This window comes from Candidatus Eisenbacteria bacterium, assembly GCA_030017955.1.
In the GTDB taxonomy this organism is placed as follows: Bacteria; Eisenbacteria; RBG-16-71-46; order JASEGR01; family JASEGR01; genus JASEGR01.
This window is the reverse complement of sequence record JASEGR010000002.1, coordinates 35927-52392: the sequence shown is the minus strand read 5'-3', so window position 1 is coordinate 52392 and position 16466 is coordinate 35927. Positions and strand designations below refer to the sequence as shown.

At 53.6% G+C, this 16466-nt stretch carries 17 protein-coding genes; 6 read left to right on the top strand and 11 right to left on the bottom strand.

The features are described 5' to 3' along the window. Positions 1 to 15: 15 nt before the first annotated feature. Entirely contained in the window at positions 16 to 498 is a 483-nt protein-coding gene (locus QME66_00550) for an adenosine-specific kinase (protein ID MDI6807459.1), read from the bottom strand. A 230-nt stretch (positions 499 to 728) separates the two neighbouring features. Between QME66_00550 and QME66_00545 the strand changes: the two genes are divergently transcribed. From QME66_00545 to QME66_00520, 6 genes are all read left to right on the top strand, one after another. Beyond that, a complete protein-coding gene (locus QME66_00545) occupies positions 729 to 1619 on the top strand; it encodes a hypothetical protein (protein MDI6807458.1) in 891 nt (296 codons plus the stop codon). Further along, positions 1609 to 2406, top strand: coding sequence for an AAA family ATPase (locus QME66_00540; GenBank protein ID MDI6807457.1), 798 nt, complete (start codon positions 1609 to 1611; stop codon positions 2404 to 2406). The genes QME66_00545 and QME66_00540 overlap by 11 nt, the downstream gene beginning before the upstream one ends. A gap of 315 nt (positions 2407 to 2721) precedes the next feature. Then, positions 2722 to 3096 carry a hypothetical protein gene (locus QME66_00535; protein ID MDI6807456.1) on the top strand — a complete coding sequence of 125 codons (375 nt, stop codon included), beginning with the start codon at positions 2722 to 2724 and terminating at the stop codon, positions 3094 to 3096. Between the two features lie 51 nt (positions 3097 to 3147). Further along, entirely contained in the window at positions 3148 to 3354 is a 207-nt protein-coding gene (locus QME66_00530) for a hypothetical protein (GenBank protein ID MDI6807455.1), read from the top strand. A 22-nt stretch (positions 3355 to 3376) separates the two neighbouring features. Then, a complete protein-coding gene (locus QME66_00525) occupies positions 3377 to 3589 on the top strand; it encodes a hypothetical protein (protein ID MDI6807454.1) in 213 nt (70 codons plus the stop codon). A 174-nt stretch (positions 3590 to 3763) separates the two neighbouring features. Continuing rightward, complete coding sequence (locus tag QME66_00520; protein ID MDI6807453.1) at positions 3764 to 4585, top strand: hypothetical protein; 822 nt, start codon at positions 3764 to 3766, stop codon at positions 4583 to 4585. Here the strand turns inward: QME66_00520 and QME66_00515 are convergent. From QME66_00515 to QME66_00470, 10 genes are all read right to left on the bottom strand, one after another. Then, a complete protein-coding gene (locus tag QME66_00515) occupies positions 4582 to 5436 on the bottom strand; it encodes a xanthine dehydrogenase family protein subunit M (protein ID MDI6807452.1) in 855 nt (284 codons plus the stop codon). The two genes, QME66_00520 and QME66_00515, sit on opposite strands and share 4 nt — an antisense overlap. Then, positions 5433 to 6320 carry a selenium-dependent molybdenum cofactor biosynthesis protein YqeB gene (gene yqeB / locus QME66_00510; GenBank protein ID MDI6807451.1) on the bottom strand — a complete coding sequence of 296 codons (888 nt, stop codon included), beginning with the start codon at positions 6318 to 6320 and terminating at the stop codon, positions 5433 to 5435. Before yqeB ends, QME66_00515 begins: the two co-directional genes overlap by 4 nt. A gap of 3 nt (positions 6321 to 6323) precedes the next feature. Then, positions 6324 to 7133, bottom strand: coding sequence for an XdhC/CoxI family protein (locus QME66_00505; protein ID MDI6807450.1), 810 nt, complete (start codon positions 7131 to 7133; stop codon positions 6324 to 6326). Continuing rightward, the gene (locus QME66_00500) at positions 7130 to 7702 is read right to left on the bottom strand and encodes a nucleotidyltransferase family protein (GenBank protein MDI6807449.1); all 573 of its coding nucleotides are present in this window, start codon (positions 7700 to 7702) and stop codon (positions 7130 to 7132) included. The genes QME66_00505 and QME66_00500 overlap by 4 nt, the downstream gene beginning before the upstream one ends. 1 nt (position 7703) lies before the next feature. Further along, a complete protein-coding gene (locus QME66_00495) occupies positions 7704 to 8171 on the bottom strand; it encodes a (2Fe-2S)-binding protein (protein ID MDI6807448.1) in 468 nt (155 codons plus the stop codon). 157 nt (positions 8172 to 8328) lie between these two features. Next, on the bottom strand, positions 8329 to 8787 hold the full coding sequence (locus QME66_00490) for a (2Fe-2S)-binding protein (protein MDI6807447.1): 459 nt from the start codon (positions 8785 to 8787) through the stop codon (positions 8329 to 8331). 13 nt (positions 8788 to 8800) lie between these two features. Next, positions 8801 to 9676, bottom strand: coding sequence for a xanthine dehydrogenase family protein subunit M (locus QME66_00485; GenBank protein ID MDI6807446.1), 876 nt, complete (start codon positions 9674 to 9676; stop codon positions 8801 to 8803). A gap of 5 nt (positions 9677 to 9681) precedes the next feature. Beyond that, entirely contained in the window at positions 9682 to 12057 is a 2376-nt protein-coding gene (locus QME66_00480; GenBank protein MDI6807445.1) for a xanthine dehydrogenase family protein molybdopterin-binding subunit, read from the bottom strand. Between the two features lie 61 nt (positions 12058 to 12118). Then, positions 12119 to 14389 carry a xanthine dehydrogenase family protein molybdopterin-binding subunit gene (locus tag QME66_00475; protein MDI6807444.1) on the bottom strand — a complete coding sequence of 757 codons (2271 nt, stop codon included), beginning with the start codon at positions 14387 to 14389 and terminating at the stop codon, positions 12119 to 12121. Positions 14390 to 14633: 244 nt separating this feature from the next. Further along, complete coding sequence (locus QME66_00470; GenBank protein MDI6807443.1) at positions 14634 to 16349, bottom strand: hypothetical protein; 1716 nt, start codon at positions 16347 to 16349, stop codon at positions 14634 to 14636. Positions 16350 to 16466 lie beyond the last annotated feature (117 nt).

Sequence of the window (16466 nt, the reverse complement as noted above, 5' to 3'; positions counted from 1 at the left end):
TCTCCTGACGAGTGACTACAGCTTGTATCCTATCCGTCTCAAGAAGGATTTCCTGTTCTTCACATCCTCGCTGCCTTCAACGGTCCTTGGCGGCGATCCGTCTATGACACCCATGATTCCTCTTCCTTTTTCAGTTTCCGCAACAACGACCTGGAGAGGATTGGCTGTGGCACAGAAGATGGAACACACCTCATCGCACGATTTGATTGCCCCAAGGACGTTTATTGGAAAGGCATCCTTCATGAAGGCAACAAACACATGCCCGGCTCCTATTGAAAGAGCTGCCCTCTCTGCAGATTCCTTGAGTTCAGCATCGTTCCCTTCAGAACGGACAAGGCAGGGCCCCGAAGCTTCGGAGAATGCTACGCCAAACTTCGCAGCCGGCACAGAAGTCACGAATGCCTCATAGAGGTCTTCAACCGTCTTTATGAAGTGGGCTTGCCCAATGATCACATTCGTGTCTTTGGGAAGATCAATGTCAATTACCTCTGTCTTCATGGCACCTCCAGAGCAGTGCAATTCCCTGAAACATCATCGTCCAGCACAGACAACAGAACCCTACATTATGTTTGACAATAGTGGCTCTGGCGGTGAACTGTCAAGAACGCGCCTCTTGGGAGAAGCATCTCCGCTGCCGCGACTGCCTTGACAGGTCTCTTGTCCAATGATAGCCTGAGATTGCATCGATAGGCACCCAGTCCTGGAATTCCAGACATCCAGAGGCAGAAATGCACGCCAGAATCTCTTTCACTGATATTCACGACCTCGACGAACTCGCTGAGCTCATCATCCGGTGGCCGCACTCTTTCGAGAATGGATATTCGGTAATCCTCAAGGGTGGTGAGAAGAAGCTTCCGCCCGGCTTGATAAAAGCTTCTCAGAAAGAAAGAAGCTATCTTGTCGGGATCGACTGCAATCGGAAGCCTGTGTCCCTCTGCATATCACTCGAACCTTCAGACGGGCTCTTCTTGGAACTGCTGGATATTTACCTGTGGGAGAAGAAAAACCCCTGGTTTTTCTCGATTCTTTTTCCAGGGAGTGAAGCGGTCAACGCTGAAGCTTGCAGGATAGTAGTTGCTGCTCCCTCTTTTCCAGATATCTTTCTTGAACGGATGGCCTCCTTCTCCAGCTATGCAATTGAGCTTTTCGAACTCAGAGTAGTCCTTCTCGGCAAGGATGAGAAGTACCCCGTCTTCAACGCAGTGAACCTGTCCCGCATCAAGCGGGTGGATGCGGAATCTCTGCCCGCATTTTTCTCCCAAATAGAGCCGGACAAATTGCGAAATCTTGCGATGCGGGCGGCGGGGAGAATCCAGAAGCTCTTTCCCGGAGTCTCTCTGAAGTGCGAGCGTGGAAGAATCTTTGTGGAGGCATTCCAGAAGCCGGTAGCAACCATCCAGGCAGGACGAGGTTTTCTCGAGTTCTCACTTGACGGAGGGGGCGCCGGTCCCATGCAGATTCAAGAGGCCGAGGACATTGAGGAAGCCTTGAGGAAGCTCAGGGAAAAGTTCGCAGTGCCGGACGAGAAGCCAAAGGCGGGGCTCCTGACCATTGCCGAGATAATGTCCCTCGGAGGTTCTTCTCCGGGGGAATCCGGACAAAAAGACAATGAACGATGAGGCGTCTGAAGGAAGGCCCGGTCTTGCGCAAGATTTCGGATCGCTCCAGGGCGTACTCATCAGTTTTTCCTCGGGCAACGGGGGGACCGGAGTATCCTACCTGGCGACTCAGTTCTCCTTGTGGCTTTCCAGGCTCGGAAAGAAAACTCTACTCGTTGACGCTAACTGGAGTCTTGGTTCAAGCCACTTTTTCTTTGGCATCGAGCCGGATGATCACTTTGCTCAGTATCTCGAAGGGAAAAGGACACTCAGGTCGTGCGTGAAGGAAACCAAGACCGGAGTCAGCGTTCTTGCCGGGTGTCCCGGACTCGGCAGTCTCTCGGGGCTCTCACACGAGGAGCATCTCTCAGTCCGCGGCGACCTTGAACCCATATCAAGAGAATTCGACTGCATTATTCTTGACATTCCATCGGGTCTGGGAGGTCCTGGCGCGGAGCTTCGTGAAATCTCAACGTTTGCGGTGATCGTAGCAACACCTGACCCTCTATCGCTGACTTCCAATTATGCCCTTCTCAAAAACATTGTCCTGGGCAAAACGACTTCCAGAGTCGGTGTTGTGGTTAACAGGTGTACCACGCCTAACGAGGGGCGAAGTGCTTCTCAAATACTTGCTGGAGTCTCAGACCGTTTTCTCAATTTCACTCCGGTCGGGCTCGGATTTCTCCCTTTCGACCTCCAGCTCCTCAGAAGACCTTCCGGGACCGGCTCAATCTCGAAGGTTCTCGAAGACCTGTTCTCGCGCATCCTGTCGGTCATTGAGACGCTCCCCCAGGAACTACCACAGTGATGAGCCCTTCGCCGGCTCCGCTCCGGGATGACCCATCTATGGCCCGCTAGGCGGGGAATCCTTGCCCCTCCCAGCGTCTGAAGGGCTGGGTATCCCCACCTTGCTCGCCAAGATGTGTCCCCATCCCTCCCACAGAAGCCAGCTCAGGGTTCATCACTGTCAGCCATCCCAGTCGCTCATGACCCCATTCGTTTTCCTGCCAGTAGAAGATTTCCCTCAAGTGTAAAGCCCAGCCTGACGATTAGATAAACAGCATGCTTCCCATCCTGCCCTTCCAGAGAACAGGCGAAGCGCGGGAATAAATCGGAGGGTGTCTTGTCAGATCAACGGCTGCTGCTCGAACGTCTTCTAGAAGATTCAGGTCTTCTTCCAGTCATAAACGAAACCCCTATTATCCGCGAAAAACCGCTTTCAAAGGAACAAGCGCTTCTCGGTTTCAGAGAGGTTCTGACGACAAATCCGCTCCTCATGAAGAAAGCCATGAGTTCATGGAATGAGACCGGGGAGATCGACCAAGTTCTGAGACTTGAGCTTGTAAAGGAGTGGGTGAAACAGATGTCCAGGCAACAAAACAGGGTGGAACCAGAAAGAGAAAAGTGCATGTTCTGCACCAGGGATCTGCCTGCAATAACGGCTCCGTACAGGTTCGTCATCGCATGCGAAAAGCCGTACGAGTCTGAAAAGGACTGAGCTTCACGAGGAAGAGAATTCCAGACCCTAATAGGGAGGAGGTGATGAGCAATGCCGAAGTTCAATCTCCAGGATTTCGAGTGCCTCGAAAGATGGCCGACTTCTCCGGGAAATCTGAGAAACAAAGTGAGCCAGATGCTACTTAATTCTCACAATGCCAACTGCAAGGTGGAGGCCGTCAACAGGACGACCGGGGAGTACAGGATTGTTCTCCAGGGAACACTCGACAAAGACGAGAGCAGGTGGGATACGCCCTAAACTCTGAAGGAGGATTTTTATCATGCCAAGATTCAAGATTCAGGATTTTGATTATCTTGAGAAGTCGCCGACCGCCCCTGCATCGCTCAGAAACAAGCTCTCCGAGATGCTGGTCTGTTCGACCAACGCAAGGGCAAAAGTGGAGTTGGTCAATCCGGAGACCGGCGAATACAGAGTTGTTCTTCATGGCACTCTTGACAAGGACGAGTCCAAGTTCGACGACTGGAGTTGGTAGGCCGGTCACTCGAGAAGAAGGGGAAGAATATTCTTCCCCTTCTTCTTTGCAGCCAGCGCAGAGCCAGTGTGCCCTCCCAGAGATGACTTTACGAAATGCGGGGCGTTTCATAAGGCACACTGCCAGGGGGTATGAGGGGGTCGTGGCCGACCCCCTCAGGGTGACAGCGTAGGGATGCGACAAAGAGGAGCATCCAGAAGCGTCAGAGGGGTAACAAACCCCTATGAAAGTGTCGTGTCCCTGGGCAAAGACATATACAAGGAATTTCCGGGACACGACACTAACGGCACCAGCATGAGACTCATCGCAAGAGACTACGGACCACACGAAGAAGCTACTCCGCTTAATCCTGGTTTCAGTGAGGAGCTGTGGAGGCTCAAGCTGACCATTGAAATCGGACAAGAGCTTTCTTTGGAATTCAGAAAGCGCCTTCCCCAGGTCATCGGAAGATTGGCTGTTCTCTTCCCTGCTCTCCCCAATCACAAGTGCTGCGGCAGTTCAACCCTTATTGAGACGCTCCTTTCCCTCGAGGGCCAATCCCAATGCGGTGCCCCTGACAGAGGAGCCGCCGCTGATGTGGCCCATGTGTTCGAGCATGTTCTCATAGACACGATCTCATCTTTGAGCGGCGTGAGGAGGTGCAGCGGTATCACATGCGGTCACAAGGAGCCTGAGCACAGGTTCGACTTATTCGTTGAATGTCCGAATGAGAGACTTGGGAATTTCGCTTCATCTCTTGCCCTACTTATCGTGCCTGAGCTTCCGGAGCCAGGCGCAAACTACAGCTTGTACTCACGCTCGATCGGCCTCGCAAGGCTCATCGCAAGAAAGAAAATGAGAGTTCTAGCGCTGTCAACCCTGGCTCAGGAGGTCAACTGGACTGTTGAGGAAATCGAAGATACTCTCCGGCTCCTTTCTGATCTCGGATACATTGCAGAAAGGCAGTATGCGATGAACTTCAGTGGAACCAGGAGTTTTGAGGTTTTGACCGTCTAGGACAAGTCCAGTATCCGCTCAAATGCGTCTTCCACCAGAACCTGTATAAGCTCTTTTCTGTACCAGGCGTGGCCCCGAACATCATCTATCGGCTTCGATTCCCCGGCGGCAACTTTCGAGGTTTTGGCGACAAGCTCTCTGGTCGGAATCCGGCCCAGCAGAACCTTTTCTGCCGCCACAGCCCTTATTGCAGTCGGCGCAACGGAGCCAAGCGCTATCCTTACCTTCACTATCTTCCCCCCCTCAACGTGCGCTCCGACCGCGACGTTTACGAGTGATATCGCCAGGGAGTTTCTCTGTCCCGCTTTCCTGAAACTCTGAAGCGGGGGAAGTCCACGCCTATCAATAACGACCGAAGAAAGTATCTCCTTCGAAGAGATTGCCGTCTTGCCGGGACCCTTGAGGAGCTTTTCCAGTGGCACTTCCCTCCTTCCGCTTCTTGATGCAAGGACGACCTTCGCGTCGAAAGTAATCAGTGGGGGTATGAGATCGCCTGCGGGTGATGCGTTCGCTATGTTCCCTCCCACCGTCCCCCTTGACCTTATCTGAGGAGAGCCAATCATAGACGCTGCTTCTACCAGTGATGGGCAGAGCTTCGCCAGCTGCCGGCTCTCTTCGATAGTTTTGTGAGTCGTGAGAGCACCGAGGATTATCTGGGTCTTCGTTATCTTCACTCCTCTCAACGACTTTATTCCGGAAATATCAAGAACGGAGAGCGGTTTTCTCTCCTCTTTCAAACGTCCAATCTCATCGGTGCCGCCTGCAATGATCGTTATCCCCCGCGTTTTCGAAAGAATCTTGAGCGCCTCTTGAATGCCCGCGGGTGCATGATACTCAAGGATTTCAATCATCTCTCTTCTCCGGCTGATGCCAACTTGTTCGAATCCGGCTCTTCTTCCACGGTATGACTCTTTCTCCGGACCCCGAAGCTGGCCCTCGTTCTTCCGAGATGAATCAGAATCGCCTCCAGAACTCCGCCTCCGATTGCCCTTGCCTTGTCCGAAATGGTGAAGCATAGAGATTTCTCGCCGCGCGGGTCGATGTCGCCGAGTTTCATTCCCTTCTTAACCTGGCTTCCCGATGTCAGCATTCCTCTCAATACTCCGTTAATCGTTGCGGAGATGTATCTTCCGTCGACGGCGCATATCTCCTCTCCCTTTCTTACCTTTCGTCCAATATCTGCGAAGCTCGTGAGCACTCCGTCACACGGCGCCCTCAGGACCCTTTCTTCACCGTGACCCAGGATTGGCTCCGGAATTCCGTCGTCCGCCTGAGCTTCTCCTTCATGAATGACCTTGCCCAGGTTATGGCCTCTTTTGGTCTCAATCACAAAGTCAACGTCCGTCCCGGCAGCGAATCCGGGACCAAGTCCGATCACCAGTTGTGCCTCATCGATCGTCGTTCCAAGATTTGTCTTCGCCATCCGTCCGTCGATCACAATGCGCGGCTTGAGCTTGCCGGCAGTGACACCCCGCGGATCGACAAGAACGGGTATGCAGCTCCTCTCCTTCAGGATTCGCTTTGCCTCACTCAAGGTCGCAGCAGAGAATGCTCTGACGCCCTCAATTTCCATCGTTCCTCTGTGGACGGCCTCGGCAAATGATACAAGCCTCCGCACTGCCAGAGGGTTTTCAAGCTCAGTCATGCAGACCGGAAATCCGGCCATGAAAAGCCGGTGCGCGACTCCGGAGGCAAGGTCTCCTGCCCCCTTGATGACAACCACAGGGAACTTCATTTCTCAAGCTCTCCTGCTCAGCGAACCAAGCGGACTGTCCAGTCCGCGCCTCACCGCAACGATTTCCGCAAGTATGCTGACGGCGATCTCCTCAGGAGTCTCCGCGCCTATGGCGAGTCCAATGGGCGTGAAGATTCTGTCGATTCTTTTCTTGCTGAAACCTTTTTCCTTCAGCTTCTTCTTGATAATGGCTGTCTTTCTTCTGCTTCCGATCATGCCGATATATGCCGCATCCTCCCGAAGAAGCCTTACCAGGTACGCAAGGTCAAGCTCGTGCCCCCTCGGAACAAGGGCGATGAATGTGTTCCTGCCGATCTTGATTTTCTCGAGAAGTTTCTCCGGCTTCACAACGATGACTTCATCTGCGTCAGGAAATCTCTTTCTCGATGCAAAAGCCCGTCTGTCATCGGTGACAACCACTCTTAAGCCGGCAATTTTTGCCAATCTTGAAAGAGCAAGCCCGATGTGGCCGGCGCCGACTACGAGGAGTGTCGGCTCACTGATCACAGGCTCGATGTAAACTTCGGCCGTCCCGCCGCAGATCGAGCCTATTCCATGCGACTCTTTCTCGGTGAGCTTGAAGACGACCTTTCGTGGAGACCTTTCCTCAATTGCTCTTTTTGCCTCCCGGATTACAAGGTTTTCGAGCCGCCCTCCCCCGATTGACCCTATGACCTCCCCGGACTGCTTCACAATCATTCTTGCACCAGTCCCTCTTGGAGTAGAGCCTTTCACGGAAATCAACGTGGCCACAGCACAGTCCTCACCATTTTCCTGAAGAGCCAGAACGTTCCGAAAGATAGCATCCATCATTTGTCCGGAGCCTCCGTGTCAATGTCGGAATAGATCGAATCCGTACCGACTTCGAGAAGGAAAAGGTCTTCCGGGTGCTCGTCCAGAAGCTCCCTTGCACCGGAGTCACCACCCAGGCGCCTCAGCTCGCCGAGATATTTCCGGCTGAAGCAAACAGGATGGCCTCTTCTTCCCAAATGAGCCGGAGCGAGGATTCCTTTTCCACATTTCCCGAAACCAACAACAATATTCCTGACGGTCTCGCCGGTGAGATAGGGCAGGTCAGAAAGCGCGACAAGAATCGCAAGTGATGATTCCGAGACATACCGCGCACCCGTTCTTATTGAGCTCCCCATACCTTCTTCGTATTCTTTGTTAATCACAATCTTCCATCGGCCTTGACCGAGAAGTGCAGTCACCTCTTCCGCCATGTGGCCGACAACAACGATGAGCTCATCGACACCACCGTCAATGAGTGCTGCGGCACACTTTCTGACCAGCGGCATTCCTGAAATGACCATGCCCTGCTTGAGCCCGCCGAATCTTTCGGACTTCCCGGCTGCAAGCAGAATCGCTGATGAGAATTGCATGTCAATCTGTGCCCGATGCTGACAGAATCGCTTTCACGATTTTTGCATAGCCCGTGCATCTGCAGAGATTTCCGGAGATCGCCTTCCGCACGTCCAATTCACGCGGCCTGGGCTTCTTGTCCAGAAGAGCCTTTGCCGCCATGAGAATCCCCGGAGTGCAGAACCCGCACTGAACCGCTCCCTCCCGTAGAAAAGCCTCTTGAATGGGATGCAGTGCCTTTTCGTCTCCAAGTCCCTCGACTGTGATCACGGTCCTCCCCTCTACTTGCGGGGCAAGAACAAGACATGAGTTCACAGGCTCGTCATCAATCATCACAGTGCAGGCGCCGCAGTCACCCTTCCCGCACCCTTCTTTTGTTCCGGTGAGCCCAAGGTCATATCTGAGAATTTCGAGAAGAGTCTTTCCGTAGGGAACACTGAGCTTCCGGACCTTTTCATTCACGGAGAATGAGAGCTCAAACGTTTTCAAGTTTCACCCCTTTCCCCTCCTCAATGGAATCTCCGCTATGAGATCCAAACAATCGCCGTACAGACACGAACTCTACTGATGGCCTCCGCTGCCTTGGCCCTCTCCCCCCGGGGGAGAGGCTGGTGAGGGGGTCCTTCCCGCCCTGTGAGCACAACCGCTACATTCTGGAGGCTTTGTAGATTCCTTCAACAATCTGCTGGTAGCCGGTGCACCGGCACAGATTTCCGGAGATCGCAACTCTTATCTCCTGCCTGGAAGGTCTTGGATTCTTCAAGAGAAGGGCTTTTGCCGAAATAAGAATCCCCGGAGTGCAGTATCCACACTGAACTGCACCTTCGGAGATGAGAGATTCCTGAAGAAATGTCAGCTCTCCATTTTCAGACAACCCTTCAACTGTAAGGATTTCTTTTCCTTCAACTTCCTCAACAGGCATGAGGCACGAGTCTACTGCTTCGCCATCTACCAGCACTGTGCATGCGCCGCATTCTCCTATGCCGCAGCCCTCCTTTGTTCCTGTCAGCTTGAGCACTTCTCGCAGAGTCTCAAGGAGTGACATCCCGCCCGGTACGCTGAACCGGTCTCCATTCACCACGATAATGCAGGACTTGCCAGTCAAGAGAGAACTCCCCTCATCTCATGAATTCCTTATGTGCCCTCGAAGAAGCAATCCTGAGCGCCCTCTCAACGAGAACGCTAACAACCGGGGCCTTGTATTCTGTTGACCATCTTACTCCGCCACGATTTACCATCTCCCTGGATACTTCGCCCGATGCTTCCTTAATCCCCTTCTCAGTCATCCTCCTGCCGAGTAGGATTTCCTCTGCCGGGCGGAATCTCTCGCATTTAGGCGTGACCGCACCTGCGGCAATTCTCACGTCAGTGACAATGTCCTTGTCGTCGAGGCAGACTGCGCACGCAGCAGATATCCTGGCTCTTACCATGACAGACCTTCTCCCAAGCTTCAGAAACGCCGTGCCCGTTCCGGGCTGCAGAACCTCAAACGAGAACTCGGTGAGAATCTCATCAGCCAGGAGCGCCGTCCGGTGAGGTCCAAGAACCAGTTCTGAGACCGGGATCAGCTTTTCTCCGCGCGTGCTTACTACTTTTGCCTTTCCGTCAAGCGCAACAAGGACAGGAACAGTATCTGCGTGTGGCGCCGCATTGACAACGTTGCCGCCTATGGTTCCCACTGCCCTGATTTGCGGCGAGCCGACTTGAGAGGCAGCTTCAATCATGAAAGGAGCTTCCTCATTCATAAGAATGGAACTCTGAATAGCGGAAAAAGTGAGGGCAGAACCAAACACGATTTTCCCGTTCTCCCTGCGAACAGCCGCGAGTTCGGGAATGCGGGTAATGCTGAGAAGCCTGTCCGGACAGATTTCTCCTTTCTTCATTCTCACCATTAGGTCTGTCCCGCCGGACAGAATCTTTGTCGAGACGGTCTTCTCCGCGAGAAGAAAGACTGCCTCTTTCAGCGAAGCAGCCCGATAGAAACTTCCGTACATCACTTTCAATATCCCCCGGCTCCATTCACAATGAAACTCGCTAACGGCTTCCTGAGAGCCTTGCCAAGAAGAACTCTCTCAAGACTCATAGGGAGATCATGGATTCTCCTGCCCGTTGCAGCACAGACTGCATTCGCTATGGCAGGTGCCGTCGGCAGAATCGGCGGCTCGCCGACCGCTTTTGCACCAAAGGGGCCCTGCGGCTCAAAGGCCTCAACGATTATCGGAAAAACATCAGGGCTGTCGAGCGATGTCGGAATTACATACTCGTCAAAATTTCTCGTTCTTGTGATTCCGTTCTCGATTTTCACCTCTTCGTACAATGCGTACCCCATCCCCATTACGGCACCGCCTCTGATTTGGCCTTCAACACCCTGAGGATTTATCGCCTTTCCAACGTCGTGAGCAGCGAAGATGTTCAGTACTTTGACTTCCCCCGTGCCGAGGTCAACCTCAACCTCAGCAACCTGGGTCCCGAAGCTGTATGAAAAATATGCATCTCCTTTACCTTCCTCATCGCTCCAGGATACGGGTGGGCCTTCGTAGTAGTGGTGCACATCAAGGCTGATCCCTTTCCTCAGGCACTCCCTGGCAACTTCCCCAAGCGAGATCCCACGAGCAGAAGCTCCGGCGCTCCGCGGCTCCATTTTCTCCGGCAAGCTGCCGGAAGGCTCCGCACCGGGAAAATTCTCTTTGTCCTTCTCAACGATCCTGTCGTTCTTGATGGCGAGTCTCTCCGGGCCCACTCTGAGCAAATCCGCCGCAACTGAGAAAATTCTCTCTTTCAAGCCCAGGGCAGCGCCTATCATTGCGTTTCCGCCAAGCGTAGTGCCCCTCGATGCAACAGTAGGACCGGCATCGCGGACAAGTGCCGTGTCCGAGGCAAGGACTTTTATCTTTTCGACAGGTATCCCCAGAACCTCTGATGCGATCTGGGCAAACACGGTTTTTGAGCCGGTTCCGTAGTCCGTTATTCCCGATGCAATAAGAATGTTTCCGTCTTCATCCATCTTGCACAGGGCGCTCGAGAAGTCTTTCCCTTCTGCGCCAAGGCTGACCCCGTGATAACCACACGCCATCCCTATGCCGTATGCCTTTTCGCCGTCTATTTTCCCGGTCCGCCTCTTCTCATCCCATCCCGATTTCTCGCGCACTCTGAATATGGTTTCTCTGAGTCCGACACTTTCAGTAAGAAGCTGTCCCGTTGAAGTAGTCCTCCCACAGTCAAGGGCGTTCTTCATTCTCAGGTCCATCGGGTCGATGCCGAGCTCGCCGCTGACTATGTCCATCATCGATTCAGCGGCAAATGTGACCTGCGGCGAGCCAAATCCCCTCATCGGGCCAGTGTATGTATTGTTGGTATAGACCACTGTCCCCGAAATCCTGACATTGGATATGTCGTATGGGCCTGACGCGTGAACGCAGGCACGCCAGATTATGAAAGGACTCATCGCTGCGTAGGCGCCGCCATCTCCGAGAATCTCCGCTTCCAACGCGATGACAGTCCCATCCCTTTTTGCCCCAACCTTGTATCTCATCTCCATCGGGTGTCTCTTGTAGCTGGCGACGAAGGATTCTTCTCTCGAAAGTACAAACTTACATGGAAGGCCTGTCTTCCGGGAGACAAGAGCGGCCTGCGCAGCCATCTCATAGATAATGTCGTCCTTACCTCCGAAGCAGCCCCCGGTAACTGCCTGCACGACCCTCACTTTTTCCTCACTGACTCCGAGAGTCTCGCACACGGTTCTCCTCACATTGAACGGACTCTGCATGGAGCCATAGATGGTGAGCGAGCCGTCTACCTGGGGAACGCAGACAACGCTTTCAGGTTCGATGTAGGCATGCTCGACAAAAGGCGTTGAGAATCTCTTTTCGACAACGATGTCGGATTCAGAGAATCCCTTCTCTACATCGCCTCTTATCACCTTCTGTTTCTGGATTATGTTCCCGTCTTCATGGACTTTCGGAGCATCTTCCTTGAGCGCTTCCGCCATGGTGAATACGGCGGGAAGTTCTTCATAACTGACCTTCACCTTCCGGACCGCTTCTTCACAGGCGGCCCTCGACGCCGCTCCGATTATCGCTATTGCTTCGCCGAGATACCTGACCTTCTCCGATGCGATAACAGGATGATCCCGCTTCGGAAATCCGTACAGCTTCCGGCCCGGAATGTCGCTGCTCGTGAGAACAGCCTTCACGCCCGGAACCGCCCCTGCTTCTGCTTTTTCAATCTTCAAAATTCTTGCGTGAGGGAAGGAGCTCCGCAATGCTTTGGCATAGAGCATTCCCTCGAAAAAAAGGTCACCTGCATACTTCGCCTTTCCGGTGACCTTCTCTTCTGCGTCAACCCTTCTGATTGATTTCCCTATGCACTCTGCCAAGGCAGGCCCTTTCTACCTGTTCCGGACTCTCCGCACGGCGGTGTCGGGCGTCTGTTCATATTCACTTCTTTATTTTCCTGAGCTCTCCGAGGACAACCTCTCCTGTCATGGGGATTTCTCTTATCCTCACGCCGGTAGCATTAAAGACTGCATTTGCCACTGCCGGAGCAGTCGGAATTATGGGAGGCTCTCCGACTCCTTTTGCACCAAATGGTCCGTCTTCCGATGGCGCTTCCACTATTATTGAAGCAATCTCCGGGGCATCAAGGGCAGTCGGAATTATGTAGGTTGAAAGATTCTGAGTGATTGGCCGGCCTTCATCCAGGATGAAGTTCTCATAGAGGGCATACCCTATCCCCTGAACCACACCGCCCTCAATCTGTCCTTCAACGCTGCCTGGGTTTATGGCTTTGCCGACGTCCTGGGCGGCGGTCACTTTGGTCACCTCAACCTTTCCTGTCTTCGTATCAACAATCACCTCTGCCACCTGTGTTCCCCACGAGTAAACGTAGTAGGCATCGCCGGAGCCGTCCTCTTCGCTGAAAGATGTCGGTCTCGACGCATAATGTCCGGCCGCGCTGAGTCCGATTCGTCTTCTGTAGCACTCTCCGGAGACTTCCCTGAAAGGAATTGATTTGCCGCCCCTTGTGAAGAATCCGGACCTCACAGATACCGGCCCCTGCCCCCCTAACATCTCCCCCGCAACTGCAATCATCCTGCCCCTGACTTCCGACGCTGCCCGCAGAGCTGCATTTCCGCTGAAGACCGTGGTCCGTGAAGCTACCGTGGGTCCGCTATCCGGCACTATTGATGTATCAACCAGAAGCACCCTGACGTTTTCAACATCGACTCCGAGCTCCTCTGCGACTATCTGGGAAACTACCGTGAATGCACCCTGACCCAACTCAGTTCCGCCTATCGCAGCTCCGACAGATCCGTCTGGGTTCACCTGAACGTATGCAGATGAGGCGTCCAGATACTTTCCCTTGGCACCCAGACTCACGCCATAGTGGAAACAAGCGACCCCGATCCCCTTCACGAATCTGACGCCGCCTCCCGAGGTCTTCCTTTTCTTCTTCCACATGGAAGCATCACGGGCCTTTTCCATAGTCTCAAGGAGGCCGACGCTGCCATTGAGAATTTGGCCCGTCGGAGTTTCTGAGGAATCGCCCAACGCGTTTTTCATTCTCAGTTCAATCGGGTCCATGCCGAGGGCAAATGCTGCCTCATCCATCATAGACTCATGTGCGAATGTTGCTTGCGGTCCGCCGAATCCCCGGAACGCCCCGCACTGCGGGTTATTTGTAAGCACGCCAAAAGTGTCAACCTTCACATTCGGAATCTTGTACGGGCCCGGGACATGAACGGTAGTTCTGAATAGGACGGCGGGACTCAGGGTCGCGTAGGCCCCGATGTCGGCAGTAACGGTTATGTCCGCAGCCCGAATTTTTCCATCCCCGGTCAGCCCCATCTTGTACCGTATCTCAGCGGGATGCCTCTTGCTCGATCTCAGGACATCCTCTTCCCTGCGGTAGATGAGTTTGACAGGCCTTTTGGTCATCCACGCCAGGAGCGCAGCGTGTCCGCACACCTCCGACGGGACATCCTCTTTTCCGCCGAACGCTCCTCCGGTAACCGCCTGGACAGCCCTTACGCGGTTCATCGGGATACCGAGCACGGTTGAAACCGCTTTCTGCACGTAGTACGGACATTGCATCGATGCGATCACGAGGATGGATCCGTCCTTCTCGGGTACTGCAAGAGCTCCCAACGGTTCGAGGTACATGTGCTCCTGGTGAGGTGTTCTGTATGTCCTTTCAATAACGAATTTGCATTCGCCGAATGCATCGTCCGGATTTCCTTTTCTCACCTTGAGATGAGTGAAGAGATTCCCGGAAGCGTGCACTTTGGGCGCCTTCGGCTTCAAGCCTTCCTCTGCGCTGAAGACTCCTTTCAGCTTTTCAAACTTGATTTTCACCTTCTTCTCGGCCTCAAGAAGAGCCCCCTCGCTCTCTGCGGCTATCAGAGCCACGCACTCACCGGCATACCGGACTTTCTCTTCTGCGATTAGCGGCTGGTCGGAGACAATGACACCAATCTGATTCTCACCGGGAATGTCCCTGGCGGTAAGAACAGAGAGGACTCCAGGAACCTTCTTCGCAGCCGACACATCAAAGCCGAGTATCCTGGCATGTGCATAGGGACTTCCGACCACCTTGGCGATGAGACAGCCGGGCGTGACAAGGTCATCTACGTAGGTCGCCTTCCCCGTCACCTTGGACAGGCCATCAACTCGCCTAACCCTCTTTCCGACTACACTGAGGTCTTTCAATGGTCCCCCTCTTCTTCAGAGTAGTCCATCATCGCTTTTCCAAAAACCCTCTTATGCCGATCTGCGAATTGCCTTGCTGATGCAGGCAGTGTGTCCGGTTGTTCCCATGTCGTGAATGGTTGCTGCGCCGCCTCTTATGAGTCCGGTAATTCCGGGGAGAGAAGAGAATAGGAGAGGGCAGAGTCGTTTCCGGCGACCGGTAAGACTCTTACCCGGCGTGCGCATACTCATCTCCAGGCAGGGGCTAGAACTCGAACAATGAAGGGTCAACCCCCTGATCTATGCTTACTTCTCTCAGCATGAGAGTCCGCACCAATCGCCCGTTTATGTAGGTGTCAAGTTTCATGGGAAGCCAGTAGCCCCCCACTCCAGTCATCGGCGGCACAGAGCGGTAATCCAGGAATTGCGTTTCCGTGATCGTGCCGGTCTCTGGGTCATTCTCAATAACCTTTGCCGGGAGCCATGAATCCTTGTTCACCCAGAATTGACTTGAGAGGCTGTCTCCCTGGACAGCGCCGAGCACAACAAAATTCGCGCCTGCAAAGGTTTCTTCATGCATGATGTCAAGCGCAATGCTTATCGCACCTGGTTCTCCGGCTTCCGCGGTAAGACGATTGATGAATGTCGCTTCCTGGACATTCACCATTCCGAATGGAATGAACCATAGTCCCCTCCTAGGGCGCTTTGTACTGGTTCCATCCTTCATAACCTTCTCAACAAACTCTTTTCCGATGACCGTTTCCGCTCCCGCGACATCGATGCGGCTCTGGAACGGCGGAAGGAAGTAGAGTGTCACCTTTTTCCTCTCGACAGTACCTGCCGTATCTTCTCTGGACTCATAGAGCGTGCCTGTAATCTCTGCATCTTTGAATTTCAGTCCTCTGTTTCTCAACTGGTTCACAACAATCTTCGCATCCTGCCTCGTGCTAGAGCTCCAGCGTGCTATGGCATTTCTGTCCATCGCGAGCATCTCAACAAGGTCAACATTGGCCGGAGTTCCGGGAAGCGGGATCGTCGATTTTACGGAAAGGTCGGCCGGAGAGAAGACGACCACCCTCTTGCCGTTCTTATCAACGACACAGAGATTGTTTCCGGTTGGATCAAAGCAGCCGAATTCACCAAATCCGTCGAACTTTGCCTTCGCAATCAGCTTGGACGACTTCTTCTTGAGGTCGAGTCCGTAAAGCTGAATCTCACTGCCGCATGTCACCACGAGCTTCGACCAGTCCGGAGACGAAAACATGTAAAGCGGGCCCGGCCCGACTCCGAATCTCTTGACCACGCGATCGTTCCCTGTGTCAATGATGAGCACCTCTGATGAGCCCGCATCCAGGGCGAGTAGAATCTTGCCGTCACTCGAGAGTTTCAAGGCGGTGATCCCTTTTCCTCCGGGAATCTTCCCGATCTCCTTGCCGCCGGAAGGATCGAAGACGGTTATGTAGTCCCTCAAACCGGCAGTCGAAAGCGCATTTCCCCAGATGACATATAGCTTCTTCCTGTCAGGTGTTATTGCCAGGCCTCTCACTCCATCAGGGGCAGGAAGCCTGGTTCTGGACTTGACCTCAAAGCTGGTGCAGTCGATTTCAAGAAGAGCGGAATCTTTCAGAGAAATTCCGTAGGCGCTCTTGCCAGCCGGTTCGAAGGCGACCGGCCAGATGGGCTCCATCATATTCGAGATTTCTACTTTCGCAAACCCGCCCCGTTTTGTAAGATCTATGACCGTAGTCTTGCCTGAGCCGGTGTTCAAGACCCAAACGTACTTCTTGTCTGGCGAAACCACCGCCCGTGCAGGAGCCTGTCCTGTGTAGAGTTTATAGATGACCTTCCCCCAGGAAAGATCAATCATGGAGACCTGGTTGCCGTTAGGCACGAATCCGACAGTCACCGGCTCCATGTCTGACGATTGCGCAAACAATAAAGACGGGATGAGAATCAAGGGGAGAAGAAAATAGAACCTCATCTTAGCCTCCTTCCAACGCCACTTGAGAACCAACACGTAGACCTGAAGGCCAAATGTTATCACACAGCGCACGACTGTCAACTTCTCACGGTCACGCGGGAGCTTCAGGCGTGATAT